Origin of the sequence: Mycobacterium sp. GA-0227b (assembly GCF_001499855.1) — a bacterium.
Taxonomy (GTDB): domain Bacteria; phylum Actinomycetota; class Actinomycetes; order Mycobacteriales; family Mycobacteriaceae; genus Mycobacterium.
Window position 1 is genome coordinate 43,193 of sequence record NZ_LQIK01000032.1, and the last position, 25,522, is coordinate 68,714.

Consider the following 25,522-nt stretch of genomic DNA (forward strand, 5'->3'; position numbering starts at 1 on the left):
CTTTGGTGACGAGATTCGCCTACCCGGAGCGACCACGGCCAAACCCGTGTCGAGGGCCTGGGTCCGACGGCCCAAACTAGACTGGCCACGTGACGTCGGAGCTAACCCACGCCTTGGACACCGTCGACCGCGCCGCCGCCACCCCGGATCAGCCGCAACCGTTTCGTGAACTCGGACTCAAGGACGACGAGTACCAGCGGATCCGGCAAATTCTGGGCCGTAGGCCCACCGACGCCGAGCTGGCGATGTACTCCGTGATGTGGAGTGAGCATTGCTCCTACAAGTCGTCGAAGGTCCATCTGCGCTATTTCGGCGAGACCACCACCGAGGAGATGCGCAAGACGATGCTGGCCGGCATCGGTGAGAACGCCGGCGTCGTGGACATCGGTGACGGGTGGGCGGCCACCTTCAAGGTGGAATCGCACAACCACCCCTCCTACATCGAGCCCTATCAGGGTGCGGCCACCGGCGTCGGCGGGATCGTGCGCGACATCATGGCGATGGGCGCCCGCCCGGTCGCGGTCATGGACCAGCTGAGGTTCGGCGCGGCCGACGCGCCCGACACCCGCCGCGTCGTGGACGGCGTGGTGCGTGGAATCGGCGGGTACGGTAACTCGTTGGGACTGCCCAACATCGGCGGCGAAACGGTGTTCGACGCGTCCTATGGGGGCAACCCGCTGGTGAACGCGCTGTGCGTCGGGGTGTTGCGCAAGGAGGACCTGCACCTGGCGTTCGCGTCGGGAGCGGGCAACAAGATCATTCTGTTCGGTGCCCGCACCGGCCTCGACGGCATCGGCGGCGTGTCGGTGCTGGCCTCGGAGACCTTCGGCGGCGACGAGAGCGGCGCGCCCGGGCGCAAGAAGCTGCCCAGCGTGCAGGTGGGCGATCCGTTCATGGAGAAGGTGCTCATCGAGTGCTGCCTCGAGCTGTACGCCAACGACCTGGTGGTCGGCATCCAGGACCTCGGCGGTGCCGGATTATCCTGCGCCACAAGTGAACTCGCCTCCGCCGGCGACGGAGGCATGCGCATCGAACTGGACACGGTGCCGCTGCGGGCGGCCAACATGACGCCCGCCGAGGTCCTGTCGAGCGAATCGCAGGAGCGGATGTGCGCGGTCGTCACGCCCGACAACGTCGACAAATTCATGGCCGTCTGTCGCAAGTGGGAGGTGCTGGCCACCGTCATCGGCGAGGTGACCGACGGCGACCGACTGCAGATCACCTGGCACGGCGAGACCGTCGTCGACGTGCCACCGCGCACGGTCGCGCACGAAGGCCCGGTCTACGAACGACCGGTACAGCGGCCCGACACGCAGGATGCGCTCAACGCCGACACCACGGCGAGGCTGCCGCGGCCATCGACCGGTGCAGAGCTCAAAGCGGCTCTGCTTGCGCTGCTGGGAAGTCCGCATCTGTGCAGCCGTGCCTTCATCACCGAGCAGTACGACCGCTATGTGCGCGGCAACACCGTGCTGGCCGAAGACGCCGACGGCGGGTTATTGCGCGTCGACGAGACCAGCGGGCGCGGCATCGCGATCTCGACCGACGCGTCGGGCCGCTACACCGCGCTCGACCCGTACGCCGGGGCGCAGTTGGCGCTGGCCGAGGCATACCGCAACGTCGCGGTCACCGGCGCGACTCCGGTCGCGGTGACGAACTGCCTGAACTTCGGTTCGCCGGAGGACCCCGGCGTGATGTGGCAGTTCAGCCAGGCGGTGCGCGGCCTGGCGGATGGCGCTGCGGCGCTGGGCATTCCGGTCACCGGCGGCAACGTCAGCTTCTACAACCAGACCGGCACCACCGCGATCCTGCCGACACCGGTCGTCGGTGTGCTCGGCGTGATCGACGACGTGAAACGACGCATTCCCACCGGTTTCGGCGACGAACCGGGCGAGACGCTGATGCTGCTGGGCGACACCCGCGACGAATTCGACGGATCCATCTGGGCGCAGGTCACCGCCGACCACCTGGGCGGGCTGCCGCCCGCGGTGGATCTCGCACGCGAGAAACTGCTCGCCGAGGTGCTTACCGCCGCGTCCCGCGACGGTCTCGTCTCAGCTGCGCACGACCTGTCCGAAGGCGGGCTGATCCAGGCCGTCGTCGAGGCCGCGCTGCGCGGTGAAACCGGTTGCCGCATCGTGCTTCCCGAGGACTGGCAAGAAGGAACTGGTCCGTTCACGTTCTTGTTCTCCGAATCTGCGGGCCGGGTGCTGGTGGCGGTGCCACGCACCGAAGAGAGCCGGTTCCGCGCCATGTGCGAGGCCCGCGGCCTGCCCGCCACCCGCATCGGCGTGGTCGATGCCGCCAGCGATGCGATCGAGGTCCAAGGTCTGTTCACCGTCACTCTGGAGGACCTGCGCAGCACGTCAGAAAGCGTGCTGCCCAGGTTGTTCGGGTGAGCGAACACACGCGGCAACGACACCCGATACACGTCTGGGCGTGGCGCCTGGTCCGCCTCGACTTCGTCGGCGTCGCGTTCGCCGCATTGTTCTTCTGCCTGTCGTTGACGCCGTCGCTGCTGCCGCGTGACTGGCTGTTCGCAGGCCTGATCGGCGGTCTCAACGCCGCGATCGGCTACGGCATCGGCGTCTTCCTCGCAAAAATGCTGCGCCGCTTCGTGTTACGCCGTCGCACCTGGTGGCCTCCATCGAAGCGGATGTTGTTGGTGCTCAAGACCGCGACGGTGGTGCTGTCGATCGCCGCCAGCATCGTGATGGTGATCCCGGCAGCGGCGTGGCAGCGACAGGTGTCGGCGGTGATGGGCATCGAGGGACCGGCCACGCTCGGGTACCTGCGCACGCTGGTCGTCGCGTTGCTGGTCGGCGGTGTGTGCGTGGCCGTCGCGCGCGTGCTGCTCGAGGTGATCAAGACGATGGCCCGGTTCTTCATCCGGCGCTGGCGTCTGCACGACGAGGTGGCGCTGTTCATCGGCACTGCGATCGTCGTCGTGCTTGCCATCACGCTGATCAACGGTGTGCTGGTGCGCGGCTTCCTCGCCGGCGCCAACCGGGTGTTCCAACCGCAGAACACCACCACTCGGGAAGGCGTCATCCAACCGATCGAACCCGAAAGATCGGGCAGTCCAGAGTCTTTCGCGGCCTGGGACACATTGGGCTACCAGGGCCGCAACTTCGTCGCCACCGGTCCGCACGCCGACGAGCTCACCGAACTCAACGGAGCGCCCGCCCAGGAGCCGATCCGGGTGTATGTCGGGCTGCAGACCGCCGAAACCGCCGAACAGCGAATGGCGGTCCTGCTCAGCGAGCTCGAGCGCACCGGCGCGTTCGAGCGTGAGCTGCTGGTCATCATCCCCACCACCGGCACCGGCTGGATCAATCCGGTGGCAGCCCGGGCGCTGGAGATGATGTACAACGGCGACACCGCGCTGGTCGGATCGCAGTACTCCTTCCTGCCGAGCTGGATCTCCTTCCTCGGTGACCAGCAGAAGTCGATGGTCTCGGGGCGCATGATGATCGACGCGATTCAGCAACGCTGGGAAGAACTTCCGCAGGACCGGCGGCCGAAACTCGTGCTCTACGGGGAGAGCCTGGGCTCGATGGCCGGGCAGGGCGCGTTCGAGTGGCTGCCCGACATCTCGCGGATGGGCTTCTCGTCGGTGCTGTGGGTGGGACCACCGAACGCCAGCCCGCTGTGGAAAGCCATCACCGAGCGGCGGGATCCGGGCACCCCGCAAGTCGAGCCGCGTTACGACAACGGCCGCACCGTCCGGTTCTCCGAAGCCACCGATCCCGCCGAGATCGAGCGGGACACAGCGCCGCCGTGGGAGGGCACGCGCGTGCTGTTCCTGCAGCACCCGTCCGATCCGATCGTGTGGTGGTCGCCGGATCTGCTGTTCAGCCGGCCGGACTGGCTGCGCGAACCGCCCGGTCGCGACCGCACGGCCTCCATGCGGTGGTATCCGATCGTGACGTTCGGTCAGGTTGCGGCCGACATGACCAACGCCAGTTCGGTCCCGGGAGGGCACGGCCACAACTACGGCGATCTCGTGCTCGACGGCTGGGCCGCCGTCGCACCGCCCGACGGCTGGACCCGTGAGGACACCGAACGGATCCGCACCGCGCTGACCAAGACCGAGGGCGAGGACGGACCGGAATACTGATGGCGGCGAACAAGTTTCGCGCGGCAGCTGTGGCCGTCGCCCTGGTGGGATGGAGTTTCATCGCGCCTCGGGTGCGGTTCCATCCGATTGCGAACGCCGCGCTGGGCACCGGGCTGTACGCGCTCGCTCGCCCCCCGCTGGGCCTGCGTCCGCCCGCACTGTGGTCCGGCCTGCGCCACGGCCTGGCCGCGGGTGCGGTGATCGCGCTCGGGGTGGCGGCGGCGACCGCGGTCCCGTCGGTACGAGGCGGAATGGCCGCGCGTGAACTGCCCGACCGTCCGGTGCGGTGGATGGCGTTCGACATTCCGGTCGGAACCGTCTGGCCCGAGGAGGTCGCCTACCGGGCGACGCTGGGTACCGCCGCCGAGACCGCGTTCGAACCGGTCGGCGGGCGCTTTCTGCAGTCGGTGGCGTTCGGCCTGTGGCACATCATGGATGCCCGCCTCACCCGCAACCCGGTGTTGGGCACGGTCCTTCTCACCGGCGTTGCGGGTTGGGCGTTCGGGTGGCTGCATGCCCGCTCGGGCAGCCTCGCCGCGCCGATGCTGGCCCATCTGGCCGCCAACGAGGCCGCGGCGTTGGCAGCGCTCGCCGTTCAGCGGCGCATAGAGTCCCGGGCATGAGCACCGCCGAGCGCGACCGTCCGCGCACCATCGTCGTGACCGGGGCTGCGTCGGGCATCGGGCTGGCCACCGTCAGGCGCCTGCTCGCCCGCGGCGACACCGTGATCGGCGCCGACGTGGCGCCACCACCCGAGGAACCTTGCGAGCGCTTCGAGTTCGTCACCGCCGACATCACCGATGAAGCTGCCGTGGCATCGGTGTTCGCCGCGGTTCGCGGACGCCTCGACGGCGTCGTGCACTCGGCCGGGGTCGCCGGCGGCGGGCCGGTGCACCTGCTCGACCGCGCCGAGTGGGACCGCGTGATCGCGGTCAACCTCACCGGAACGTTCCTGGTGGCCAAGGCCGCGGTGGCGAAGATGATCGAGCAACCGCGCGTCGACGGCGAGCGCGGGTCGATCGTCACCCTGGCCAGCGTCGAAGGTCTGGAGGGCACCGCCGGCGGCAGCAGCTACAACGCCGCCAAGGGCGGTGTCGTGCTGCTCACCAAGAACATCGCCGTCGACTACGGCCCGAGCGGTATCCGCGCGAACGCCATCTGCCCCGGGTTCGTCGACACCCCGATGCTCCAGAGCGTGATGGGCCTCGAAGGCATGGCGGGCCCACTGCGTTCCATCACCGAGGAGCACGCTCTGCAACGGCGCGGCCGGCCAGACGAGATCGCGGCCGTCGCAGCGTTTCTCGTGTCGACCGATGCGTCGTTCGTGACGGGGCAGGCCATCGCGGTCGACGGTGGCTACACCGCCGGTCGCGACCACGGCGTGGTCAAGCTGTTCGGTTTCCCGGACTGAACCTCACGGGTTGATCGTGAGCTCGCCGACCTGGCGGCCCCACACGTACTCGATGAACAACGGCTGACCGAGTTCCAGATGGTTGTACGGGGCGATGCTGGCGCCGGTGTCCATCACCAGGTACGGCATCGGGTACAGCTCCCGGGTGATGTCCTGCCAGCAGCCGGGACGGCCCTCCGGCCCGCCGGTGGCGTTGACCCGCGGCAGATTGTCCGGGTAGATGTACGGATTGCCGGCCCCCGCGAGGACGCCACCGCCACCGGTCAGCGAATACCCGTTGCCGCCCAACGTCTTCGCCACCCGCGGCTGGACCTCGTTGAAGTTCTGGATAGTGCAGAACAGCGCGGGGCTGTGGTAGTCGAGCAGCTTCGCCGTGGGCACCAGATCGGCAGCGCCGCGGACCAGATACGGGCCCGCGCGCTCGAAGACGTCGGCCCCCATGTCGGCGAAGCCGAGCGCGCCCATCAGCGCGGCGTCGAGGTCGGCGCGGTGGTCGTTGAACGTGCGGCCGGTGGTCACCGCGTTCTCGAGGCCGTCCCACAGCTCCGGTGACGCGTCGGCGTACACGTCGGCGAGATCGGCCAGCAGTTGAGTGTCGGACCGGATCGCCGGCATCCGGGCGTTGAGGTCGTCGATGATCCGGTTGCCGTTGAGCAGCGACTCGCCGAATCGGTCTCCCAGACCGGTGAGCGCCTCCGCCGTCGCGGCCAGGGTCTGGTTCAACTTGATCGGGTCGACCTGTTCTGCGAGCGCCATGACCGTCTCGAACACTGTGTTGAACTCCGTCGTCACCGCCGACACCTCGATCACATCTCGACCCGTGATGTGTTGTGGCGACGCGTCTTCCGGTGCGGTGAACGAGATGTACTTGTTGCCGAACACCGTGGTGGCACGGATCTCGGCAACCACGTTCACCGGAATGCGGTCCAGGTAGCGGGGATTGACTTCGAGCGTGAGTTTCGCCTGGTGCCCGTCGCCCACGTCGACGAGCGAGATCCGGCTGACCCGCCCGATCTCCACGCCGTTGTAGGTCACCTTCGCGCCCGGTTCGACGACCAGACCGGCGCGCGGCGACAGCAACGTCAGCTGGGTCCGAGGCAACAGGTCGCCGCGAAACTGCAGATAGAGCACGCCCGCCGCGACGGTGGCGATGACCAGGAACATCGCACCGGCCACCTTGTACGGCGGCTTGTGGCGGTCGACGAACACTTTGAGACAGTAAGGGATGGCCACCTCTCGACGGGTCCGCCCTGCCGATCCGGCGAAGACCCGCACGGCGGTCGCGGCGCTCGCGGACTGGTTACGCGACGATGAGCGACCAGCGCCGGCCAGAACCGAACTCGCCGAGGCGGTCCGGTTGACGGCCCGCACGCTCGCCGCCGTCGCGCCGGGTTCCAGCGTCGAGGTCCGCGTACCGCCGTTCATCGCGGTGCAGTGCATCGCGGGGCCGTCGCACCGGCGCGGCAACCCGCCCAATGTGGCCGAGACGGATCCGCGGACCTGGCTGCTGCTCGCCTGCGGGATGCTGTCGCCGAACGACGCCGTGGCAGACGGCCGGTTGACGCTGTCGGGGTCGCGCGCCGGGGAGATCGCGACCTGGCTACCGCTGGTCGACCTCGACGGTTAACTTGGCCACACCTTCGCTACGGCTGATTTCGGTGTAGTTCGTCGCGATGCGCGCGGCGAAGTACACCGAAATCGCAGGTTGAACGGCAGAAACATGCGCAAGCGGACGGCTTGTTTCGACTGCGGCGACACCCCCGCCGCATTCGGTGAATGACCGGTGATGTACGTAGACTGAGGCGGTCTACCCATTCCGCCCTGGGAGCAGCCATATCGTGACCGGCCCGCAGACCGATCCTGAACCCCGCGAAGAGTGTGGCGTATTCGGCGTGTGGGCGCCGGGTGAAGAGGTCGCCAAGCTCACCTACTACGGCCTCTATGCGCTTCAGCACCGCGGCCAGGAAGCCGCGGGAATCGCCGTCGCCGACGGCTCCCAGGTGCTGGTGTTCAAGGATCTGGGCCTGGTCAGCCAGGTCTTCGACGAGCAGACGCTGGCCGCGATGGAAGGCCACGTCGCCATCGGGCACTGCCGCTACTCGACCAGCGGTTCGACGACGTGGGAGAACGCCCAGCCGGTGTTCCGCAACACGGCGGCGGGCACCGGCGTCGCACTGGGACACAACGGCAACCTCGTCAACGCGGCCGAACTCGCCGCCCGCGCCCGCGAGGCCGGTTTGCTCGGTACCAGGGGCGCTCCGGCGGCGACCACCGACTCCGACATCCTCGGTGCGCTGCTCGCCCACGGGGCGGCCGACGCGACGCTGGAGCAGGCCGCGCTGGAACTGCTGCCGACCGTGCGTGGCGCGTTCTGCCTGACGTGGATGGACGAGAACACCCTGTATGCGGCGCGCGATCCGTACGGGGTGCGACCGTTGGCGTTGGGGCGGTTGGACCGCGGCTGGGTCGTCGCGTCGGAGACCGCGGCGCTCGACATCGTCGGCGCCTCGTTCGTCCGCGACATCGAGCCCGGTGAACTGCTGGCCATCGACGCCGACGGGGTGCGCTCCACCCGGTTCGCCAACCCCGAACCCAAGGGCTGCGTCTTCGAGTACGTCTATCTGGCGCGCCCGGACAGCACTCTGGCCGGCCGTTCGGTGCACGCCACCCGCGTCGACATCGGCCGCCGACTGGCCAGGGAGATGCCGGTCGAGGCGGATCTGGTGATCGGCGTGCCGGAGTCGGGCACCCCCGCCGCGGTGGGTTATGCGCAGGAGTCCGGCATCCCCTACGGCCAAGGCCTGATGAAGAACGCCTACGTGGGACGCACGTTCATCCAACCGTCGCAGACCATCCGCCAGCTCGGCATCCGGCTCAAGCTCAACCCGCTCAAGGAAGTGATCCGGGGTAAGCGACTGATCGTCGTCGACGACTCGATCGTGCGCGGCAACACCCAGCGCGCCCTGATCCGGATGCTGCGCGAGGCCGGCGCCGTGGAGGTGCACGTCCGCATCGCGTCGCCGCCCGTCAAATGGCCCTGCTTCTACGGCATCGACTTCGCCACCCCGGCCGAACTGATCGCCAACGCCGTCGAGGACCAGGGGGAGATGCTCGAGGCGGTGCGCCACGCCATCGGCGCCGACACCCTCGGCTACATCAGCCAGCAGGGCATGATCGCCGCGACCGAGCAGCCCGCTTCCAGGTTGTGCAGCGCCTGCTTCGACGGCAAGTATCCGATCGAGTTGCCGGGCGAATCGGCGTTGGGCAAGAACGTGATCGAGCACATGCTCGCGACGGCCGCCAAGACCGGCGTGCCGCTGCAGTCCGACAACGACAACGTCTCGGCGCTGCGCAGGCCGTAACTACCGCCCTACGTGCGCCCAGCGCGGATCGCCGGGCAGCGGGCCGCGCTGCAACGCCTTCGCCACCGCGTCGCGATAACCCGTCAGGCCGCTGTGCGGCGGCGCGATGACGTCATCGATGTCGTGGTTGGCCATCACCGCCTCGCACTCCAGCGACTCGACGAGCGGACGTGCCAGCGCGCCGGGCAGCGGCGTCACCAACCCGATCCACCAACTCGCCAACGTCGGTGTGAGCCAAGGTAAGTCGATGATCACCCGCCGTCGCAGACCGGCCACATCGGCGTACACCTGCATCGCCTCACGATATTCGAGCACGTCGGGTCCGCCGATATCCCATGTGCGCGATGCCGCTACCGGCGCAGCGGCGGCCTCGGCCAGATAGTGCAGCGCGTCGTCGATCGCGATCGGCTGGATTTTGTTGTGCACCCATCTCGGTGTCGTCATCACCGGCAGGCGGTTGGTCAGGTGCCGGATCATCTCGAAAGAAGCCGATCCCGCGCCGATCACGATTCCGGCCTGCAGGACGACGGTCTCGATTCCGGACCCAATCAGGATCTCGCCGACGTCGGTCCGCGACCGCAGATGCGGGGACAGGTCGGCTTCTGCTGGGTGCAGGCCGCCCAGATACACCAACCGCCTGATCCCCGCATCGCGTGCAGCGGCGACGACGTTGCGGGCCGACCGGGCCTCTTCCTCGACGAAATCGGGCGAGGTGCCCATCGAGTGCACCAGGTAGTAGACGACGTCCATGCCCTCGAACGCGTTGCGCAGCGAGTCCGTGCCACCGAGGTCGCCGCGTGCCACCTCCACCCGGTCGCGCCACGACGCGTCGTCGAGCTTGTCGGGGTTACGCGCCAGCGCCCGCACCGCATGACCGTGGTCGAGCAGAGCGGGCACCAACCGGCCGCCGATATAGCCGGTCGCGCCCGTCACCAAGCAGCGAATCGCGTCTGTCATCCCGGCGGGATCGCCGGTTTGGTGCGCGCAAACCCAAGAAGGCGGTTACCGCGGCGCGGCGAACACCGGTAGCCTTTATCGCGATGACCGAACGCGCCGAACCTGCCGGCATCTCCTACGCGTCGGCCGGGGTCGACATCGAAGCCGGTGACCGGGCCGTCGAACTCCTCAAACCACTCGCCGAGAAGGCCACCAGGCCCGAGGTACGCGCCGGCATCGGCGGCTTTGCGGGACTGTTCGCGCTGCGTGGCGGCTACCGGGAACCGGTGCTGGCCTCGTCGACCGACGGCGTCGGCACCAAACTGGCGGTCGCCCAGGCCATGGACAAGCACGACACGGTCGGAATCGACCTGGTCGCGATGGTCGTCGACGACCTCGTGGTCTGTGGCGCAGAACCGCTGTTCCTGCAGGACTACATCGCGGTCGGGCGCACGGTTCCCGAGCGGATCGGCGAACTGGTGGCCGGCATCGCCAACGGTTGCCAGCTGGCCGGCTGCGCGCTGCTCGGCGGCGAGACGGCCGAGCACCCCGGCCTGATGGCGCCCGACCACTACGACATCTCGGCCACCGGGGTGGGCATCGTCGAGGCCGACGACGTGCTCGGCCCGGACCGGGTCAAGCCCGGGGACGTGCTGATCGCGATGGCCTCGACCGGCCTGCACTCCAACGGCTACTCACTGGCCCGCAAGGTGCTGCTGGAAATCGACCGGATGAACCTGGCCGGTCATGTCGAAGAGTTCGGTCGCACGCTCGGCGAAGAACTGCTGGAGCCGACCCGCATCTACGCCAAGGACTGCCTGGCCCTGGCCGCCGAGACGCAGGTACGCACTTTCTGCCACGTCACCGGCGGCGGGTTGGCCGGCAACCTCGAGCGGGTGGTCCCGCACGGGCTGGTCGCCGAAATCGACCGCGGCACTTGGACGCCGGCACCCGTGTTCGCGATGATCGGGCAACGCGGACGGGTCGAGCGCAGCGAGATGGAGAAGACCTTCAACATGGGTGTCGGGATGGTCGCGGTCGTCGCACCGGAGGACACCGACCGCGCCCTGGCGATCTTGACCGCGCGTCACCTGAATTGCTGGACGCTGGGCACCGTCAAGAAGGGCGGCAAGAACGGTCCTCGAGCCAGGCTCGTGGGTCAGCACCCGCGCTTCTGAGCCTCAGCTCTGAGCGTCAGCGGCGCCAGTCGTCGTCGTCGACCCAGTCGTCGGCCACCGGGTCGGTACCGGCCATGTCGTCATCGGGAGCGCCCGACAGCTCGCGCTGAAGCCGCTCGAAGTCGGTCTGCGGTGAGCTGTATTTGAGCTCACGAGCAACCTTGGTCTGCTTTGCCTTTGCCCGGCCGCGGCCCATGGGGGGACCCCCTCGCGCAATAACGGAGCGGCCCGATTTGCAGGCGGCTCCGATCTGATCTGTCTTTTTATCGTCCTGCCGACACTTTACCGTGCCTGGCTGCGGTGCGCTGCCAGGCCCTCGGCGGTCAGCGGTTTCCGCCGCGCAGCTGTTCGACCGCGCGGCGTCCGGCACCTGCGACGTCGGGCGGCGGCATCGAGTCCGCGTCGATCAGCGCGGGCACCCCTGCGACGGTCAATTCGGTGTCCGCGGGCAGCCCCCGCTTGAGCAGCGCCAGCGCGACGGGGCCGTCGTCCACGTGGTCGACCACCGTGCCGAGGCGACCGACCGTCCGGCCGGCGGCGAGCACCGGGTCGCCGGTGCTGGGCCGGTCGGTCGAACCGTCGAGATGCAACCGCACCAGCATCCGCGGCGGTTTACCCAGGTTGTGCACCCGGGCGACGGTCTCCTGCCCTCGGTAGCAGCCCTTGTCCAGATGCACGGCGGGGCCGATCCAGCCGACCTCGTGCGGGATCGTCCGCTCGTCGGTGTCCACACCCAGCCGGGGCCGAAGCGTGGCCACCCGGTGGGCCTCGTAGGCCCACACCCCGGCGGGCCGGACCCCTGCGTCGTCGAGCCGCCGGCGCCAGCGGTCGACCTGTTCGCGGGGCACCACGAGGTCGAGTTCGAGCGCCGATCCGCCGAGGCGCCGCACGAAGCCGCCTTCGGGAAGCGCGACGGCCGTGCGTTCCGCCGGTAGCGAACCGACGCCGAGCGCGTCGAGCACCGCGGCGTCAGCCAACCGCGGGCCGAGCAGTGACAACACCGCCAGGTCGGCCGGTTCGACCGCGACGTCGGACCAGAACACCATCTTGCGCAGGTAGCTCAGCAGCGCCTCGCCACGCCACGCTTCGGTGTCGAGATACGTGACGCCGCCGAGTTCGGTTTGCAGCCAGTGATCTTCGACACGGCCCTGGCCGTCGAGGCTGAGATTCTCGGTGACCGTGCCGTCGCCCATGTCGCTGACGTGCTGGGTGGTCAGACTGTGCAGCCAGGTCCTGCGGTCGCCGCCGGTGAGGGTGAGCACAGCGCGGTGTGAGCGGTCCACGACGACCGCCGCGTCCGCCGCCGCCCGTTGCTCGGCCAGCGGATCGCCGTAGTGCCAGACAGCGCCGGCGTCGGGTCCGGTGTCGGGAGCGGGGACGGCTGGCGCAGAGAATGTCACACGTCAACTCTACGTTCGGCCCTCGGCGGGCCGCGGCTACGCTGTGGGCCCATGGCTGGCGAACCCGGGGTCGTGGTGACGCTGGACGGGCGGTTGCACGATCCGGCGGCGGCGCTGCTGCACGCCGACGACCTCGCAGCGGTACGCGGCGACGGTGTCTTCGAGACGCTGCTGATCCGCGACGGCCGACCGTGCCTGCTCGAAAGCCACCTGGCCCGGCTCAGCCAATCGGCGCGGATGACCGACTTGCCGGCACCCGACCTGCCGCGGTGGCGGGCCGCGGTGTCCGCAGCGGTCGAGGAATGGAACGCGCGCGCCGACGACGAGGGCGTGCTGCGGCTGGTGTACAGCCGGGGCCGCGAAGGCGGGTCGCCACCGACGGCGTTCGCCACGATCGGTGCGTTGCCGGCGCGGGTGGCCCAGGTGCGCCGCCACGGGCTTGCGGCGCTGACGCTGCCCCGCGGACTACCGACCGAGGGCACCGCCGAGATGCCGTGGCTGTTGGCCGGCGCGAAGACGTTGTCGTACGCGGTGAACATGGCCGCCCTGCGGCATGCCGAGCGGCACGGCGCCGGCGATGTGATCTTCGTCGGCGCCGATGGTCACCTCCTCGAGGGACCGCGTTCGACCGTGGTGATCGCCGCCGAGTCCGAACCGGGCGCGGGCGACGTCGCGTTCTTCACGCCGCCGCCATGGTTCCCGATCCTGCGCGGCACCACGCAGCAGGCGTTGTTCGAGGTGGCGCGCAACAAGGGGTACGACTGCGACTACCGCTCGTTGCGGACAACGGATCTGCTTACCGCTCAAGGTGTTTGGCTGGTGTCGAGCATCACGCTCGCCGCGCGGGTGCACACCCTCGACGGCAGAGCGCTGCCGCCGAGCCCGTTGGCGGCGGAGTTCGCCGAACTCGTCGACGCCGCGGTCGTCAGCGATCGCTGAACGCGGGTACCGTCGCGCGTATACGGGGAACCATCGCCTCGCCGTGTGCAGATGAACCGGTACGCCGATACAGGCTGGCCGGCTCAGCAGTCGAACACCAACCAGCAGATGTGGTTCCGCAATCGCTGATCGTCAAGTACGAGTTCTCGGATCGCCTCCGGGAGCTGGTCCCGCTGCCAGCGGCACTCGAGTCGTCCTGCGGCTTCGGCCTCGCCGTCCGGCGCAGCAGCACGTGCGGCCTTGATCGCATAGGCGGCCGCGCCGAGTTCGTGGGCGGCGACATGGGCTACGGCGCCAGCCTGGCCAGCTGCGTATGCGGCGTGCCGTGCTGCCCCTTGCTTGTCTCGCGCCGCTCCCATGGAATGACCTCCTGCCGCGCGAGACTCCATCATCTTGACCTCGCCCCGCACCCAGGCGCGGGCATGCTCGATGGCCTGACGCGGTCGTGGATCCTCAGGGTGAGCTGACTCGAAGAGGTGAAGCACGTGCTCCGCGCATGAGGCCGCCCATAGTGCGAGCAAATGGTGATCCGAGTCCGTCAATGTCCCACCGCGGCGGACGGTCACAAAGCGCGGATCGCGCACCTTCGGGAGAATCATGGCTGGCGGGCCCCTATGTAAGTCCGCCCCGCATCCTATCCAGGCGAACCTTGCGGTCTTTCCCGTGGCTCGTCAACTGTTGCGGCAGCTAGAAGTTCGCGCTGGTGATATTCGAATCTGCGGGCGCACCGCGTCTAAACCGACTTCGTCGACGAGGCGTAGCGCGGTGTCGATCATCGCTTCGCGCGTAGCTAGGGTGAGTCCATGCTTGCCGTTCCGTCTTCCGACGGCGTCGAGGTACACGCGTACGACGAGGGGCATGGCCCCGCCATCGTGATCGTCGGTCCGGGATTGGACGACGGGACAAGGACGAAGAAACTCTCCGGCCTACTCGCCGCGAGGTTCCGCGTCATCCGACTGCACCGCCGCCAATACCGGCTCGACCTCAAGCGCGACCCGAAATTGGGAGGACCGCCTGCAACGATCGCCGATGAGGTCGAAGACTTACTCGCAATCGTGCGGACTGTCGGGGAATCGGTGCTGCTGTACGGCCATTCTGACGGTGGCGTTGTCGCCCTGGAGGCGTTGGCGACATCGCCGTCTTCGTTCACCGGCGGCGTGATCTTCGAACCCGCAGCTGTCATCGACAAACCTCTGGCAGGCGAGCACGGCGAGGTGCTGGCCAAGGCGCGAGCGGCGTTGGCCGCTGGCCGCCCCGACAAGGCGATGGCCATCTTTTTCCGCGAAACAATCGAGCTACCGGCCTGGCAGGCACCACTAGCAGCGATGGCCTGCGCGCTCATCCCGCGCCTTCGTCGGCTGGTGCCGTGCCAACTCGACGCCCTCGAAGCGCTGGACCAGCTCGGCAACCGTCTCAACACCTACGCCACGATCCGAGTGCCCACCCTCTTGCTGGGCGGTGACAGAAGCCCACAACATCTCGTTCGGCGCCTGGATGCGATCGAACGCGCGATACCAGATGCGGAACGTGTGGTGATGGCCGGCCGTGATCACGGTGCCGACCTCAAACACCCGAAGGACGTCGCGCGAATCATCGAGTCCTTCGCCGACCGCATCCACACGTCAGCGGAATAGCCGATTTCGGGCCCGCTGCCTCGGCACCCGTTCAACTGGGTAGGCAAGTGCATCCGCCCGGCACGGGAGATAAATCACTACCAGCCCTAATAGCGTCAGTGGTACCTTCGCCGGTACACAGGGAAGGAGGTGGTCCGAGATTTTGAGTGACTTATGGACTTGTGAGGTGGCTGCGAGCTAGCAGCGCCAGGGGAATGAGCTGACGGCTCTTCGCGCTCTGCGCGCGCTGGCGAATTCCCCGCAGTCACCCGGCCCCCGAGCCCCTCGGTTTTGTCCGCCAGGAACACACGGCTCGGGGGCCGCCCCATATCTGGGGGCGAATTGGTAACGAGCCGTGGCGGTTTGCTCAGCCGGCAGGTCCCGGCGCGAACGACGCGCAAGCCTGCATGGCCCGATGCCAGGTATCGGGATCGACTCCCGGCGGCGGAGCGGCCGCAGGACCGGGAGCGGCGGGGACCCCGTGGTCGTTGAGGCACTGCGCCAGCGACCCGTGGCCGGCCGGGGCGTTCGATGTGTTCGATGTGGTGGTCTGCTGCTCGGCCGGCGGGTCCGACGCGCAGCCGGCCAGGATCGCGGCCGCGACGACGCCCGTGGCGAGCCAGATCGCGCGCATCAGCCGACGAACCTCGACAGCCGGGCCGACAGGTGCGGAACCAGGCCGCCGTCGGCGTCGACGCGCTCCTCGACGTACGCGAGATCGCCGCCCTCGACGATGCCGTAGAGCCGTTTCGCCCCACCGACCAGCATCCCGGACTTACTGCGCGCCAACGCATCCGTGACGAGTTCCCACGACGACTGGGTGAGGGGGCGGCCGTAGAACAGCTCGATGTAGCCGGCGGAATGGGCGAGCAGCAGTTCGATGGCCTGCGACTCGGACGGATCGGCCGGGTCGTTGACGAACCGCCAGTAGCCCGACTCGCGCAGCGACGGCTGGTCATAGTCGCCCGACTCGGTCAGCCGCCACGAGCGCGCTTCCCAGATCAGGTAGTCCCCGCCGTCGTGGGAGACCACGATCTGCTGGCCGAACCGGTAGTCGCCGTCGGCACCGCGGCCCTCACCCTCACCGCGCCAGACACCGACCAGCGGCAGCAGGGCCAGCAGCGCGTCGTTGAGGTTCACGCCTTCGCGCAGATTGGCGGTGTCGGACGGCGCCGGCAGATCACCGAAGACCGGGATGTTCCGCGCGGCGGTCGTTTTCGCGCGCTCGGCCGCCGCCGCGACTGCGTCGTCGCCCGACGTCACGACTCGTCGGTGATCAGCCGGTACAGCGCGTACAACGCGAACCAGGTGATGACCACCGTCGCGGCCACCAGCAGGAGTTCGAAGAACAGCACCACGGGGTGCAGTCTATCCTTCGGCTCGTCGCCGGGTTCGCCGGCCCCGGCCCGCCGAATCTGAACTTGTGCGCGAGTTTTTCACGAATTCTCAAGCACAAGCTCAGTTTCGACGTGGAAGCGCGCTACGCGACCTTGACGTCGACCTCGTGGATCCCTGCGCCGGACGGGGCCACGACGGCATCGCCGTTGCCGACCTTCGACAGCGCGCGCAGCGTCCACGTACCGGGTGCGGCGAAGAACCGGAAGTCGCCGGTGGCTGATGCGACCACCTCGGCGGTGAACTCGTCAGAGCTGTCCAGCAGCCGCACGAACGCGCCGCCGACGGCCTGTCCCGACCCGTCCACGACGCGGCCGGTGATCACCGTCTCCTTTTCCAAGTCGACGCTGGCGGGCAACGTCAGGCCTTGTTTCGGGGCAGAGCACATATCAACTTCCCAACTCGATCGGGGCACCCACGAGGGAGCCGTATTCCGTCCAACTGCCGTCGTAGTTCTTGACGTTCTGGTGTCCGAGCAACTCCTGCAGGACGAACCACGTGTGCGACGACCGCTCACCGATGCGGCAGTAGGCGATCGTCTCCTTCTCACCGTCCAGGCCGGCCTCGGCGTACAGCTTCGCGAGGGCCTCGTCGGACTTGAACGTGCCGTCGTCGTTGGCCGCCTTGCTCCACGGAACGTTGATCGCCCCCGGGATATGCCCGGGCCGCTGGCTCTGCTCCTGGGGCAGGTGCGCGGGAGCCAGAATCTTGCCGGAGAACTCGTCGGGAGAACGCACATCGACGAGGTTCTTGCTGTTGATCGCGGCGATCACCTCGTCGCGGAAAGCCCGGATGGTGTTGTCGGGCGCCTTGGCCGTGTAGCTGGTCGCCGGGCGCTTGACCACGTCGGTGGACAGCGGACGACCGTCGAGCTCCCACTTCTTGCGGCCGCCGTCGAGCAGCTTGACGTCCTGGTGCCCGTACAGCTTGAAGTACCAGTAGGCGTACGCGGCGAACCAGTTGTTGTTGCCGCCGTAGAGAATCACCGTGTCGTCATTGGAAATGCCGCGCTCGCTCAACAGTTTCGAGAACTGTTGCTGGTCAACGAAATCGCGGCGCACCGGATCCTGCAGATCGGTCTTCCAGTCGATCTTGACGGCGCCCTCGATGTGACCGGTGTCGTAGGCGCTGGTGTCCTCGTCGACCTCGACGAAGACGGTGTTCGGCGCGTTGAGATTGCTCTCGGCCCAGTCAACCGTGACCAGGACGTCGGAGCGTGCCATATAGGAGATCCTTTCGGTTGCTTCAGGTTCGAAGTTCTATGCGGGTGACGGTGTGCCTGCGTTCTTTCGAACGCGTGCGACGAGCGGGTAGAGCTGACAGCCAAGGCAGATGCCGAAGGCCGCGTTCAGGAAGGCCGCCACGAGCGCGAAGCCGGTGGCGATGAGGCCCAGCAGCGGATGGGCGGTCACGAAGCCGGCGACGCCGACCACCGCGAACCCCAAGCCGACGAGTTGGGCGAACTTGAGCGGCGCGACGGGTTCCTTCTCGGTGACGGGTCCGAGCCGCGGGGCGACGAAGCGGCCGAAGATCAGGCCGTAGGGATGCGATGGCGGCCCGCGCCACGCGCCGACGGCGAACACCACCGCCTGCGCGCCCAGGAGCGCAGCCGCTGCGACCGGGCTGAGCGGCCACACCAGCAGCGTCGCCACGAGGACCCCGGTGGTGAGCCACGCGGCGAACCGCGGTCCGCGCACGTCCACTTGATCGGGTGTCCGGGTCTTGATTGTCGACATATCCGTCGCTGACATTCATGTGCTCCTGTGGGCTGTCATGGGCTGGGCTGGGATTGACCACAGAGGTCGCTCCCGAGTGCGGCGCGAAGAACGGCGCGGCTACTCAGCAGCTGCAACAACAACAGCAAGAACCCGCGACGCGGCACAGATCGACTGCGCGGCGCTTGGTGAGCATCGGCTCGAGGCGGGCGGACACGCCGGACAGCTTACCAACCGACTCGGCGATCAAGCCAACAGCGGTTCCAACGCCGAGCGCAGGTCAGCGGCCTTCGGGACGCCGTGGGTCCGGTACCGAGGCCTGCCGTCCTTGTCGAACACGATCGTGGTGGGCAGCGAGAGCACCGAAAGCCGCCGCGCCGCCTGCGGGTTGGCGTCCATGTCGATCTCGACGTGCGCCACCGCCGGCAGCTCGGCGCATACCTCGTCGACCACCCTGCGCACCGCCGCGCAGGGACCGCACCATTCGGCGGAGAAGTGCAGCACCGTCGGTCCGGTCGATGACAAGCCCAGGTCGCTGGTGTCGACGTTGGCCGCGGCCTCGCTCGCCTTGAGCAGGCCCGACCGCAGCGCGAGCAGCCGGCCGATCACATACGCCACGCCCAGCGCCGCGACGAGCACGGTGATCGCCAACACCCAAGAGGAGCTCATCTCTGCAGTCTGCTCTTCGCGTAGGCGCTCATCGCATGTTGAACTCGTCGAGGGCGACGGTTACTCCCTCGGCGATGCCCTCGATGATGATGTCGGAGCCCCGCGCGCCCTGCGCGGTGGGTGCCAGCCCGAACGGCAGCTTCTGGCCGGGCAGGGTCGCGGTGAACGCCGCCAGCACCGCGTCCTTCTTGTCGTCGGGCACCTCCTGGTCGGCGGTGCCCGGCCCGGTCAGCACGCCGGTAGCGGTCATCACCAGCGTCGTCTGGTCCGGCCCGGCGACGTCGAGGTCCACGGCGATGCTGACCTTGCTGTGAAAGTCCGCCTTCTCGGGTGTCCCGGTGAACACCACGCCCCGGTTACTCGAGATACCCGATTCCGTGGTGCCTCCGGTGGCGTCGTTGCTCTCGCCCGTCGGCGCCTCGACCAGCAGGTCGGGGATGTCCATGAAGCGGCCCAGATGCGTCGAGTCGATGATGATGCGGCTCTCGGCCTTGCCGACCGGCAACACGGCGTCGGGTCCGATCAGCCAGGAGCCGTCGGGAAGGTCGATGTCGTGCAGCGTGGCCTCCAGCGAGGCCTTGCCCACCACGGGGTGATCGACGCCATTGGCCCGGATCTCGACCTCGTCGTAATGGTGATCCATCGCCTGGGTGGCGAATGGGAAACCGAGGATCGCCACCGACGGGTCGTGCTGTAGCTCCGCGGCGCTGCGCACGCTTCTGGCCAGCCGGTATTCGGCGTAGATCGCCGCCCCGAAGTCCGCCCCGACGGCACAGACGGCGACGGCCAGCACCGTCGCGACCACCCCGAGCAGCAGCTTGCGCACCCGGACATTCTGGCCCACCTTCGCCGCGTCGGTGCGTTCGACGCAGCTGACCGGCAGGTTGCGCGCTATCGTTAAAGCACCATTGGCCGGGTAACGGCCGGATGTCGAGCATGAATCTGGGAAGTCACCGACCGACAAAGTTGTCCAGGCGAGGTCCCTGTGGCTGCTGGAGGGCCAGTTGGATCTACTGCTACTGACCGTCGACCCACACCCCGAGTCGGTGCTGCCGTCATTGTCACTGCTTCCTCACACAGTGCGGACAGCGCCGACCGAGGTGTCGTCGCTGCTGGAGGCCGGCAGCGCGGACGTCGCGATCGTCGACGCGCGCACCGACCTGGCCGCTGCCCGCGGGTTGTGCCGGCTGCTGGGCACGACCGGAACCTCGGTGCCGGTCGTGGCCGTCGTCAGCGAGGGCGGCCTGGTGGCCGTCAGCGTCGAATGGGGTCTCGACGAGATCCTGCTGCCGGGCACCGGCCCCGCCGAGATCGACGCGCGGCTGCGGCTGCTCGTCGGCCGTCGGGGCGGCATGGCCAATCAGGAGAACGTCGGCAAGATCAGCCTCGGCGAGTTGGTGATCGACGAGGGCACCTACACCGCGCGTCTTCGCGGCCGACCGCTCGACCTCACCTACAAGGAATTCGAGCTGCTCAAGTATCTGGCCCAGCACGCGGGCCGGGTGTTCACGCGCGCACAACTGCTGCAGGAGGTGTGGGGCTACGACTTCTTCGGCGGCACCCGCACGGTGGACGTGCACGTGCGACGGCTGCGCGCCAAACTCGGCCCGGAGTACGAGTCGCTGATCGGCACCGTGCGCAACGTCGGCTACAAAGCGGTTCGCCCGGCACGCGGCCGCCCGCCCGCCCAAGGCGCCGAGGTGTCCGACGACATCGACGGCGGCGACTACGAGGCGCCCGCCACGATCCCCGAAGCGCTTGCTGACCCGCTGCGAAGTCCGTGACGGAATTCCTCTGGCGCACTGTTCTTTCCGACGATGAACAGCGCCGCATCCGGGACTTGATCGCAGCCGCCACGGCCGCCGACGGCGTCGCCCCGGTCGGGGAGCAGGTGCTCCGGGAACTGCCGCACGACCGGACCCGACACCTGGTGGCCCGCGACGACCACGACGTCGTCGGCTATCTGAATCTGTCAGCCGGTGAGGCGTCCGCGATGGCGGAACTGGTTGTGCACCCCCGGACCAGGCGCCGCGGGATCGGATCGGCTCTGGTGCGCGCCGGCCTGGCGGAGGGCGGCGGCGACGCCAGGGTGTGGGCCCACGGCAACCTCGAGCCGGCGCGCGCCACCGCGGCGTCGCTGGGGCTGGTTGTCGTGCGCGAGCTGCTGCAGATGCGACGCTCGCTGACTGACCTGCCGCCGACGCCGGCGCCCGACGGCATCCGCATCACCACTTACTCCGGTCCCGCCGACGATGCCGCGCTGCTGCGCGTCAACAACGCCGCGTTCGCCTGGCATCCCGAGCAGGGTGGCTGGACCGAGGCCGAGATCGCCGAGCGCCGAGGCGAACCATGGTTCGACCCCGACGGGCTGTTCCTCGCCGTCGACGAGGACACCGGCGAGATGCTCGGCTTCCACTGGACCAAGGTTCACAGCGCCGACCTCGGAGAGGTTTACGTGGTCGGGGTGGACCCGGCGGCGCAGGGCCGCGGCCTGGGCGCTGCGCTGACCCTGACCGGTCTGCACCACATTGCCGGGCGGCTGTCGCAAAGCTCGCATCCCACGGTCATGCTTTACGTCGAGGCAGATAACTCGGCGGCCGTGAAGACCTACCGGAAGCTGGGCTTCGAGATCTTCGCGGTGGACACCGCATACGCCGCGCGTTCCTCGCGCTAGCTGGGAAACCACGACGAACTAACTGAACGTGTTCACCGGCCGTTCACCTTCCATCCGGGAGTTGTCCACCGGCGCCGCATACGTTGCCAGGGAGTTTGAAGCCAACCGTCCAAAGTCGAAAGTGGGATAAGTGAAGCTCAACCTTGGCAAGACACTCGGAACCACGCTGTCGGTGACCGCGATCGCCGCGTTGACCCTGTCCGCGTGCGGCAGCGACAACAACGCCGGTACGACCGCGACGGGCGGCAACGGGGCAGCGTCGGCCGCGGAGTGCGGTGGCAAGGATTCCGTCACCGCCGAGGGCTCGACAGCTCAGCAGAACGCGATCGCCGAGTTCAACAAGGTCTGGGGCCAGCTGTGCGAGGGCAAGAACCTGTCGTACAACCCCACGGGTTCGGGCGCGGGTCGCGAGCAGTTCATCGCCAATCAGGTCGACTTCGCCGGGTCGGATTCGGCGCTCAAGGGCGACCAGGTCAAGCAGGCCGCCGAGCGCTGCGGCGGCAACCCGGCGTGGAACCTCCCGCTGGTGTTCGGCCCCGTCGCACTGGCCTACAACCTCGAGGGCGTCGACAAGCTGGTGCTCAACGCCGACCTGCTCGCCAAGATCTTCCAGGGTCAGATCACCAGGTGGAACGACCCCGCGATCGCGGCGCTGAACGCGGGCACCAACCTGCCGGACACCGCGATCACCCCGATCTACCGCTCGGACTCGTCGGGCACCACCGACAACTTCCAGAAGTACCTGGCCACCGCGGCCCCGCAGAGTTGGACCAAGGGCGAGGGCAGCGAGTTCCAGGGCGGCGCCGGCGAAGGCGCCCAGAAGTCCGCGGGGGTCGTGCAGGCCGTCCAGGCCACAGGCGGTGCGATCGGTTACGTGGAGAAGGGTTTCGCCGAACAGGCAGGTGCGCCGTTCGCTCAAATCGACAGCGGCGCAGGGGCTGTCGCGTTGACCGACGAATCGGCCAAGAAGGCGATCGACGCCGCCAAGTTCGCCGCCGAAGGCAATGACCTGACGCTGGACCTGAACTCGCTGTATGGAACCAAGGAGCCGGGCGCCTACCCGCTGGTGCTGGCCACCTACGAGATCGTCTGCTCGAAGGGCTACGACCCGGAGACCTCGGCGGCGGTCAAGTCGTTCCTGACGGTCGCCGCGAACGAGGGACAGCAGAATCTTTCGCCTGCGGGCTACGTACCGCTTCCGGACCGCTTCAAGGAGCGCCTGCTGACGTCCATCGAAGCTATTGCCTAGTTTCGTGGCGCGCCGGCACGGATACGGTGAGGATGGGTCCTGGGACCGATGACCGATAGGCTCGAAGTGACAATCCCCAACCCGGCCGACGCGGGATCGGGTGAAGCGCTTGCTTCACCCTTTCCCGAGCCGACCCCGATCTCCACCAGCCCGTCGAGGAACGCCAAAGAGCGTGTCGGCGACCGCATCTTCCGCGGATTGGCGGAGGGTTCCGGCGCGTTCATCGTCGCGCTGATCGCGGCGATCGGCGGATTCCTGCTGTGGCGGGCGATTCCGGCGCTGGCACGCAATGAGGAGAACTTCTTCCTCTACGGCGGCAATTGGATCACCACCGACACGTCGGCGATGCACTTCGGCATTCTCGACCTGCTGCAGGTGACGGTGTTCGTGTCGGTGTTCGCACTGGTGCTCGCCATGCCTGTGGCGCTGGGCATCGCAATCTTTTTGACCCAGTACGCGCCGCGGCGGGTGGGCGGCCCGCTCGGGTACATGGTCGACCTGCTCGCTGCGGTACCGTCGATCATCTACGGTGTCTGGGGGCTTTACGTCCTTGCGCCCGTTCTGGAACCGATCGCGTTGTGGCTCAACGAGAATCTTGGTTGGCTGTTTCTCTTCAAGACCGGAACCGCGTCGGTTGCCGGCGGCGGCACCATCTTCACCGCCGGAATCGTGTTGGCGGTGATGATCCTGCCGATAATCACCGCGGTGACGAGGGAAGTGTTCGTTCAGACACCGCGGGGTCAGATCGAGGCGGCGCTGGCGCTGGGCGCGACCCGCTGGGAGGTGGTGCGGACCACCGTGCTGCCCTTTGGCATGTCGGGCTACATCAGCGGCGCCATGCTCGGCCTCGGCCGTGCGCTCGGTGAGACGATTGCGCTGCTGATCATCCTGCGTGGCACGCAGGAAGCGTTCGGGTGGTCGCTGTTCGACGGCGGATACACCTTTGCCAGCCTGATCGCCGCCACGGCAAGCGAATTCAACGATCAGTACAAGGCGGGCGCCTACATCGCGGCCGGTCTCGTTCTGTTCATCCTGACGTTCGTGGTGAACTCGCTGGCGCGCGCCGCGGTCGCCGGGAAGGCAGCGAAATGACCTCGACGCTGGACCGCCCGGTCAAGGCGACGACATTCCAAGGGGTCGGGCTTCGGCGCAAGCTGACCAACAACGTCGCGACGGTTCTGGTCACGCTGTCGGTACTGATCGCTCTGGTGCCGCTGCTGTGGGTGCTGTACTCGGTGATCGTCAAGGGCTTCACGGCGCTGACATCACCGGTCTGGTTCACCAATTCGCAGGCGGGCATGACGGCTTTCGCGGCCGGCGGCGGCGTGTACCACGCGATAGTGGGCACGCTGTTGCAGGGTTTGGTGTGCGCGATCATCTCGATCCCGATCGGCGTGTTCGTCGGGATCTATCTCGTCGAGTACGGCGGCGGAACGAGATTCGCCAAGGTGACCACCTTCATGGTCGACATCCTCACCGGTGTTCCGTCGATCGTCGCCGCGCTGTTCATCTACGCGTTGTGGGTGGCGACGCTGGGATTTCCGCGGTCGGGATTCGCGGTGTCACTCTCGCTGGTGTTGTTGATGATCCCGGTCATCGTGCGCGCCACCGAGGAGATGCTGCGCATCGTTCCGATGGATCTGCGGGAAGCCAGTTACGCGCTCGGCGTGCCGAAGTGGAAGACCATTGCGCGCATTGTGATTCCGACTGCGTTGTCGGGCATCGTGACCGGGGTCATGCTGGCGCTGGCGCGCGTCATGGGCGAGACCGCGCCGTTGCTGGTTCTGGTCGGCTATGCGCAGGCGATGAACTTCGACATGTTCGACGGCTTCATGGGCTCGTTGCCCGGCATGATGTACGACCAGACATCGGCGGGCGCCGGCGCCAATCCTGTTCCCACCGACCGGCTGTGGGGCGCTGCCCTGACCCTGATCCTGCTGATCGCGATACTCAACATCGGGGCCCGTTTCCTCGCGAAGATCTTTGCCCCCAAGAAGGTTTAGGAGCTTTCGATGGCCAAGCGTTTGGACCTCAAGGACGTCAACATCTTCTACGGCTCATTTCACGCCGTCGCCGATGTCTCGCTGGCGGTTCCGCCCCGCAACGTGACGGCGTTCATCGGTCCGTCGGGCTGCGGCAAGTCGACCGTGCTGCGGACGTTGAACCGCATGCACGAGGTGATCCCGGGTGCGCGGGTCGAGGGGTCGGTGCTGCTCGACGGCGAAGACATCTATGCCGCCGGCGTGGACCCGGTCGGCGTGCGCAAGACGATCGGCATGGTGTTCCAGCGCCCGAACCCGTTCCCCACCATGTCGATTCGTGACAACGTCGTCGCCGGGCTCAAGCTCCAAGGCGTCCGCAACAAGAAGACGCTCGACGAGGTGGCCGAGCGGTCGCTGCGGGGCGCCAATCTGTGGAACGAGGTCAAGGACCGGCTGGACAAGCCCGGCGGTGGGTTGTCCGGCGGTCAGCAACAGCGGTTGTGCATCGCCCGGGCGATCGCCGTGCAACCCGATGTGCTGCTGATGGATGAGCCGTGCTCGGCGCTCGACCCCATCTCCACGCTGGCGATCGAGGATCTGATCGCCACGCTCAAGCAGGAGTTCACGATCGTCATCGTCACGCACAACATGCAGCAGGCCGCTCGGGTGAGTGATCAGACGGCGTTCTTCAACCTCGAGGCCACCGGCAAGCCGGGACGCCTGATCGAGATCGACGACACCGAGAAGATCTTCTCCAACCCGACGCAGAAGGCCACCGAGGACTACATCTCCGGCCGGTTCGGCTGACCGTCTGGCCCGCCTTTCTGGGCGGGACCTTTCTGCGCGAGGCCTTTCTGCGCGAGCAGACGTAAAGCGTCC

At 67.8% G+C, this 25,522-nt stretch carries 28 protein-coding genes; 15 read left to right on the forward strand and 13 right to left on the reverse strand.

All coding sequences use genetic code 11. From position 1 onward, the window contains the following. Positions 1 to 89 precede the first annotated feature (89 nt). The 4 genes from purL to AU185_RS21145 are packed head-to-tail and all read left to right on the forward strand — an operon-like array spanning position 90 to position 5,531. Positions 90 to 2,399, forward strand: coding sequence for a phosphoribosylformylglycinamidine synthase subunit PurL (gene purL, locus AU185_RS21130; RefSeq protein ID WP_059098329.1), 2,310 nt, complete (start codon positions 90 to 92; stop codon positions 2,397 to 2,399). Then, on the forward strand, positions 2,396 to 4,120 hold the full coding sequence (locus AU185_RS21135) for an alpha/beta hydrolase (protein WP_059098328.1): 1,725 nt from the start codon (positions 2,396 to 2,398) through the stop codon (positions 4,118 to 4,120). The genes purL and AU185_RS21135 overlap by 4 nt, the downstream gene beginning before the upstream one ends. Continuing rightward, entirely contained in the window at positions 4,120 to 4,743 is a 624-nt protein-coding gene (locus AU185_RS21140) for an Rv0804 family intramembrane glutamic endopeptidase (protein WP_059098327.1), read from the forward strand. The genes AU185_RS21135 and AU185_RS21140 overlap by 1 nt, the downstream gene beginning before the upstream one ends. Continuing rightward, positions 4,740 to 5,531 (forward strand): SDR family NAD(P)-dependent oxidoreductase, encoded by a 792-nt coding sequence (locus tag AU185_RS21145; RefSeq protein ID WP_059098326.1) that lies wholly within the window; start codon positions 4,740 to 4,742, stop codon positions 5,529 to 5,531. Before AU185_RS21140 ends, AU185_RS21145 begins: the two co-directional genes overlap by 4 nt. A 3-nt stretch (positions 5,532 to 5,534) precedes the next feature. Here AU185_RS21145 and AU185_RS21150 read toward each other — a convergent pair whose 3' ends face one another. Beyond that, the gene (locus tag AU185_RS21150; RefSeq protein WP_059098474.1) at positions 5,535 to 6,695 is read right to left on the reverse strand and encodes an MCE family protein; all 1,161 of its coding nucleotides are present in this window, start codon (positions 6,693 to 6,695) and stop codon (positions 5,535 to 5,537) included. Between the two features lie 61 nt (positions 6,696 to 6,756). On the opposite strand from AU185_RS21150, the gene AU185_RS21155 reads away from it, so the two are divergent. Next, positions 6,757 to 7,158, forward strand: coding sequence for a sterol carrier family protein (locus AU185_RS21155; protein ID WP_059098325.1), 402 nt, complete (start codon positions 6,757 to 6,759; stop codon positions 7,156 to 7,158). 211 nt (positions 7,159 to 7,369) lie between these two features. Next, positions 7,370 to 8,893: an amidophosphoribosyltransferase gene (purF, locus tag AU185_RS21160; protein ID WP_059098324.1), complete on the forward strand. Its 1,524-nt coding sequence runs from the start codon at positions 7,370 to 7,372 to the stop codon at positions 8,891 to 8,893. Here the strand turns inward: purF and AU185_RS21165 are convergent, their stop codons facing one another. Next, positions 8,894 to 9,850 (reverse strand): NAD(P)H-binding protein, encoded by a 957-nt coding sequence (locus AU185_RS21165; RefSeq protein WP_059098323.1) that lies wholly within the window; start codon positions 9,848 to 9,850, stop codon positions 8,894 to 8,896. It lies immediately after the preceding gene. Between the two features lie 83 nt (positions 9,851 to 9,933). Here AU185_RS21165 and purM point away from each other — a divergent pair, with 83 nt between their 5' ends. After that, positions 9,934 to 11,007, forward strand: a complete 1,074-nt coding sequence (purM, locus tag AU185_RS21170; protein ID WP_059098322.1) for a phosphoribosylformylglycinamidine cyclo-ligase — start codon at positions 9,934 to 9,936, stop codon at positions 11,005 to 11,007. Positions 11,008 to 11,023: 16 nt separating this feature from the next. On the opposite strand, the gene AU185_RS21175 is transcribed toward purM, so the two are convergent. Together AU185_RS21175 and ygfZ are read right to left on the reverse strand one after the other, a co-directional pair. Then, entirely contained in the window at positions 11,024 to 11,203 is a 180-nt protein-coding gene (locus AU185_RS21175) for a DUF3073 domain-containing protein (RefSeq protein WP_059098321.1), read from the reverse strand. A gap of 127 nt (positions 11,204 to 11,330) precedes the next feature. Then, positions 11,331 to 12,407 (reverse strand): CAF17-like 4Fe-4S cluster assembly/insertion protein YgfZ, encoded by a 1,077-nt coding sequence (gene ygfZ, locus AU185_RS21180; protein ID WP_059098320.1) that lies wholly within the window; start codon positions 12,405 to 12,407, stop codon positions 11,331 to 11,333. Positions 12,408 to 12,458: 51 nt separating this feature from the next. Between ygfZ and AU185_RS21185 the strand changes: the two genes are divergently transcribed. Then, positions 12,459 to 13,346, forward strand: a complete 888-nt coding sequence (locus AU185_RS21185; RefSeq protein WP_059098319.1) for an aminodeoxychorismate lyase — start codon at positions 12,459 to 12,461, stop codon at positions 13,344 to 13,346. An 83-nt stretch (positions 13,347 to 13,429) separates the two neighbouring features. On the opposite strand, the gene AU185_RS24880 is transcribed toward AU185_RS21185, so the two are convergent. Then, positions 13,430 to 13,945: a putative immunity protein gene (locus AU185_RS24880; protein ID WP_082684012.1), complete on the reverse strand. Its 516-nt coding sequence runs from the start codon at positions 13,943 to 13,945 to the stop codon at positions 13,430 to 13,432. A gap of 204 nt (positions 13,946 to 14,149) precedes the next feature. Between AU185_RS24880 and AU185_RS21195 the strand changes: the two genes are divergently transcribed. Next, positions 14,150 to 14,980 (forward strand): alpha/beta fold hydrolase, encoded by an 831-nt coding sequence (locus AU185_RS21195; RefSeq protein ID WP_059098317.1) that lies wholly within the window; start codon positions 14,150 to 14,152, stop codon positions 14,978 to 14,980. A 346-nt stretch (positions 14,981 to 15,326) separates the two neighbouring features. On the opposite strand, the gene AU185_RS21200 is transcribed toward AU185_RS21195, so the two are convergent. The 8 genes from AU185_RS21200 to lmeA all read right to left on the reverse strand — a co-directional run bounded on the left by AU185_RS21200 (position 15,327) and on the right by lmeA (position 19,564). Then, entirely contained in the window at positions 15,327 to 15,593 is a 267-nt protein-coding gene (locus AU185_RS21200) for a YajG family lipoprotein (protein ID WP_059098316.1), read from the reverse strand. Then, positions 15,593 to 16,222 (reverse strand): heme-binding beta-barrel domain-containing protein, encoded by a 630-nt coding sequence (locus AU185_RS21205; RefSeq protein ID WP_059098315.1) that lies wholly within the window; start codon positions 16,220 to 16,222, stop codon positions 15,593 to 15,595. Before AU185_RS21205 ends, AU185_RS21200 begins: the two co-directional genes overlap by 1 nt. Before the next feature lie 217 nt (positions 16,223 to 16,439). Beyond that, on the reverse strand, positions 16,440 to 16,742 hold the full coding sequence (locus AU185_RS21210; protein ID WP_059098314.1) for a DUF1416 domain-containing protein: 303 nt from the start codon (positions 16,740 to 16,742) through the stop codon (positions 16,440 to 16,442). Position 16,743: 1 nt separating this feature from the next. Next, complete coding sequence (locus AU185_RS21215) at positions 16,744 to 17,577, reverse strand: sulfurtransferase (protein WP_059098313.1); 834 nt, start codon at positions 17,575 to 17,577, stop codon at positions 16,744 to 16,746. Between the two features lie 36 nt (positions 17,578 to 17,613). Next, entirely contained in the window at positions 17,614 to 18,090 is a 477-nt protein-coding gene (locus AU185_RS21220; protein WP_059098312.1) for a DUF4395 domain-containing protein, read from the reverse strand. Positions 18,091 to 18,193: 103 nt separating this feature from the next. Beyond that, complete coding sequence (locus AU185_RS25860) at positions 18,194 to 18,286, reverse strand: Ms5788A family Cys-rich leader peptide (RefSeq protein ID WP_353612127.1); 93 nt, start codon at positions 18,284 to 18,286, stop codon at positions 18,194 to 18,196. 29 nt (positions 18,287 to 18,315) lie between these two features. Continuing rightward, the gene (locus tag AU185_RS21225; protein WP_059098311.1) at positions 18,316 to 18,738 is read right to left on the reverse strand and encodes a thioredoxin family protein; all 423 of its coding nucleotides are present in this window, start codon (positions 18,736 to 18,738) and stop codon (positions 18,316 to 18,318) included. 28 nt (positions 18,739 to 18,766) lie between these two features. Then, positions 18,767 to 19,564: a mannan chain length control protein LmeA gene (lmeA, locus tag AU185_RS21230; RefSeq protein WP_059098473.1), complete on the reverse strand. Its 798-nt coding sequence runs from the start codon at positions 19,562 to 19,564 to the stop codon at positions 18,767 to 18,769. Positions 19,565 to 19,742: 178 nt separating this feature from the next. Here lmeA and AU185_RS21235 point away from each other — a divergent pair, with 178 nt between their 5' ends. The 6 genes from AU185_RS21235 (at position 19,743) to pstB (ending at position 25,450) form a co-directional block, all read left to right on the forward strand. After that, on the forward strand, positions 19,743 to 20,522 hold the full coding sequence (locus tag AU185_RS21235; RefSeq protein ID WP_059098310.1) for a winged helix-turn-helix transcriptional regulator: 780 nt from the start codon (positions 19,743 to 19,745) through the stop codon (positions 20,520 to 20,522). After that, positions 20,519 to 21,412, forward strand: a complete 894-nt coding sequence (gene mshD, locus AU185_RS21240) for a mycothiol synthase (RefSeq protein ID WP_059098309.1) — start codon at positions 20,519 to 20,521, stop codon at positions 21,410 to 21,412. The genes AU185_RS21235 and mshD overlap by 4 nt, the downstream gene beginning before the upstream one ends. Positions 21,413 to 21,542: 130 nt before the next feature. Then, positions 21,543 to 22,661 (forward strand): phosphate ABC transporter substrate-binding protein PstS, encoded by a 1,119-nt coding sequence (pstS, locus tag AU185_RS21245; protein WP_059098308.1) that lies wholly within the window; start codon positions 21,543 to 21,545, stop codon positions 22,659 to 22,661. Between the two features lie 48 nt (positions 22,662 to 22,709). Continuing rightward, positions 22,710 to 23,753 (forward strand): phosphate ABC transporter permease subunit PstC, encoded by a 1,044-nt coding sequence (pstC, locus tag AU185_RS21250; RefSeq protein ID WP_059098307.1) that lies wholly within the window; start codon positions 22,710 to 22,712, stop codon positions 23,751 to 23,753. Then, a complete protein-coding gene (gene pstA / locus AU185_RS21255; protein ID WP_059098306.1) occupies positions 23,750 to 24,664 on the forward strand; it encodes a phosphate ABC transporter permease PstA in 915 nt (304 codons plus the stop codon). Before pstC ends, pstA begins: the two co-directional genes overlap by 4 nt. Positions 24,665 to 24,673: 9 nt before the next feature. After that, positions 24,674 to 25,450, forward strand: coding sequence for a phosphate ABC transporter ATP-binding protein PstB (pstB, locus tag AU185_RS21260; protein ID WP_059098305.1), 777 nt, complete (start codon positions 24,674 to 24,676; stop codon positions 25,448 to 25,450). The last annotated feature ends 72 nt before the right edge of the window (positions 25,451 to 25,522 follow it).

Excerpts from the sequence above, each read along its gene's own strand:
- AU185_RS21140 (WP_059098327.1), top strand. The coding sequence starts at position 4,120 with ATGGCGGCGAACAAGTTTCGCGCGGCAGCTGTGGCCGTCGCCCTGGTG.
- AU185_RS21145 (WP_059098326.1), top strand. The coding sequence starts at position 4,740 with ATGAGCACCGCCGAGCGCGACCGTCCGCGCACCATCGTCGTGACCGGG.
- AU185_RS21150 (WP_059098474.1), bottom strand. The coding sequence starts at position 6,695 with ATGTTCCTGGTCATCGCCACCGTCGCGGCGGGCGTGCTCTATCTGCAG.
- AU185_RS21155 (WP_059098325.1), top strand. The coding sequence starts at position 6,757 with ATGGCCACCTCTCGACGGGTCCGCCCTGCCGATCCGGCGAAGACCCGC.
- AU185_RS21165 (WP_059098323.1), bottom strand. The coding sequence starts at position 9,850 with ATGACAGACGCGATTCGCTGCTTGGTGACGGGCGCGACCGGCTATATC.
- purM (WP_059098322.1), top strand. The coding sequence starts at position 9,934 with ATGACCGAACGCGCCGAACCTGCCGGCATCTCCTACGCGTCGGCCGGG.
- AU185_RS21175 (WP_059098321.1), bottom strand. The coding sequence starts at position 11,203 with ATGGGCCGCGGCCGGGCAAAGGCAAAGCAGACCAAGGTTGCTCGTGAG.
- AU185_RS21185 (WP_059098319.1), top strand. The coding sequence starts at position 12,459 with ATGGCTGGCGAACCCGGGGTCGTGGTGACGCTGGACGGGCGGTTGCAC.
- AU185_RS24880 (WP_082684012.1), bottom strand. The coding sequence starts at position 13,945 with ATGATTCTCCCGAAGGTGCGCGATCCGCGCTTTGTGACCGTCCGCCGC.
- AU185_RS21195 (WP_059098317.1), top strand. The coding sequence starts at position 14,150 with ATGCTTGCCGTTCCGTCTTCCGACGGCGTCGAGGTACACGCGTACGAC.
- AU185_RS21200 (WP_059098316.1), bottom strand. The coding sequence starts at position 15,593 with ATGCGCGCGATCTGGCTCGCCACGGGCGTCGTCGCGGCCGCGATCCTG.
- AU185_RS21210 (WP_059098314.1), bottom strand. The coding sequence starts at position 16,742 with ATGTGCTCTGCCCCGAAACAAGGCCTGACGTTGCCCGCCAGCGTCGAC.
- AU185_RS21215 (WP_059098313.1), bottom strand. The coding sequence starts at position 17,577 with ATGGCACGCTCCGACGTCCTGGTCACGGTTGACTGGGCCGAGAGCAAT.
- AU185_RS21220 (WP_059098312.1), bottom strand. The coding sequence starts at position 18,090 with ATGTCGACAATCAAGACCCGGACACCCGATCAAGTGGACGTGCGCGGA.
- AU185_RS21225 (WP_059098311.1), bottom strand. The coding sequence starts at position 18,738 with ATGAGCTCCTCTTGGGTGTTGGCGATCACCGTGCTCGTCGCGGCGCTG.
- pstC (WP_059098307.1), top strand. The coding sequence starts at position 22,710 with ATGACCGATAGGCTCGAAGTGACAATCCCCAACCCGGCCGACGCGGGA.
- pstA (WP_059098306.1), top strand. The coding sequence starts at position 23,750 with ATGACCTCGACGCTGGACCGCCCGGTCAAGGCGACGACATTCCAAGGG.
- pstB (WP_059098305.1), top strand. The coding sequence starts at position 24,674 with ATGGCCAAGCGTTTGGACCTCAAGGACGTCAACATCTTCTACGGCTCA.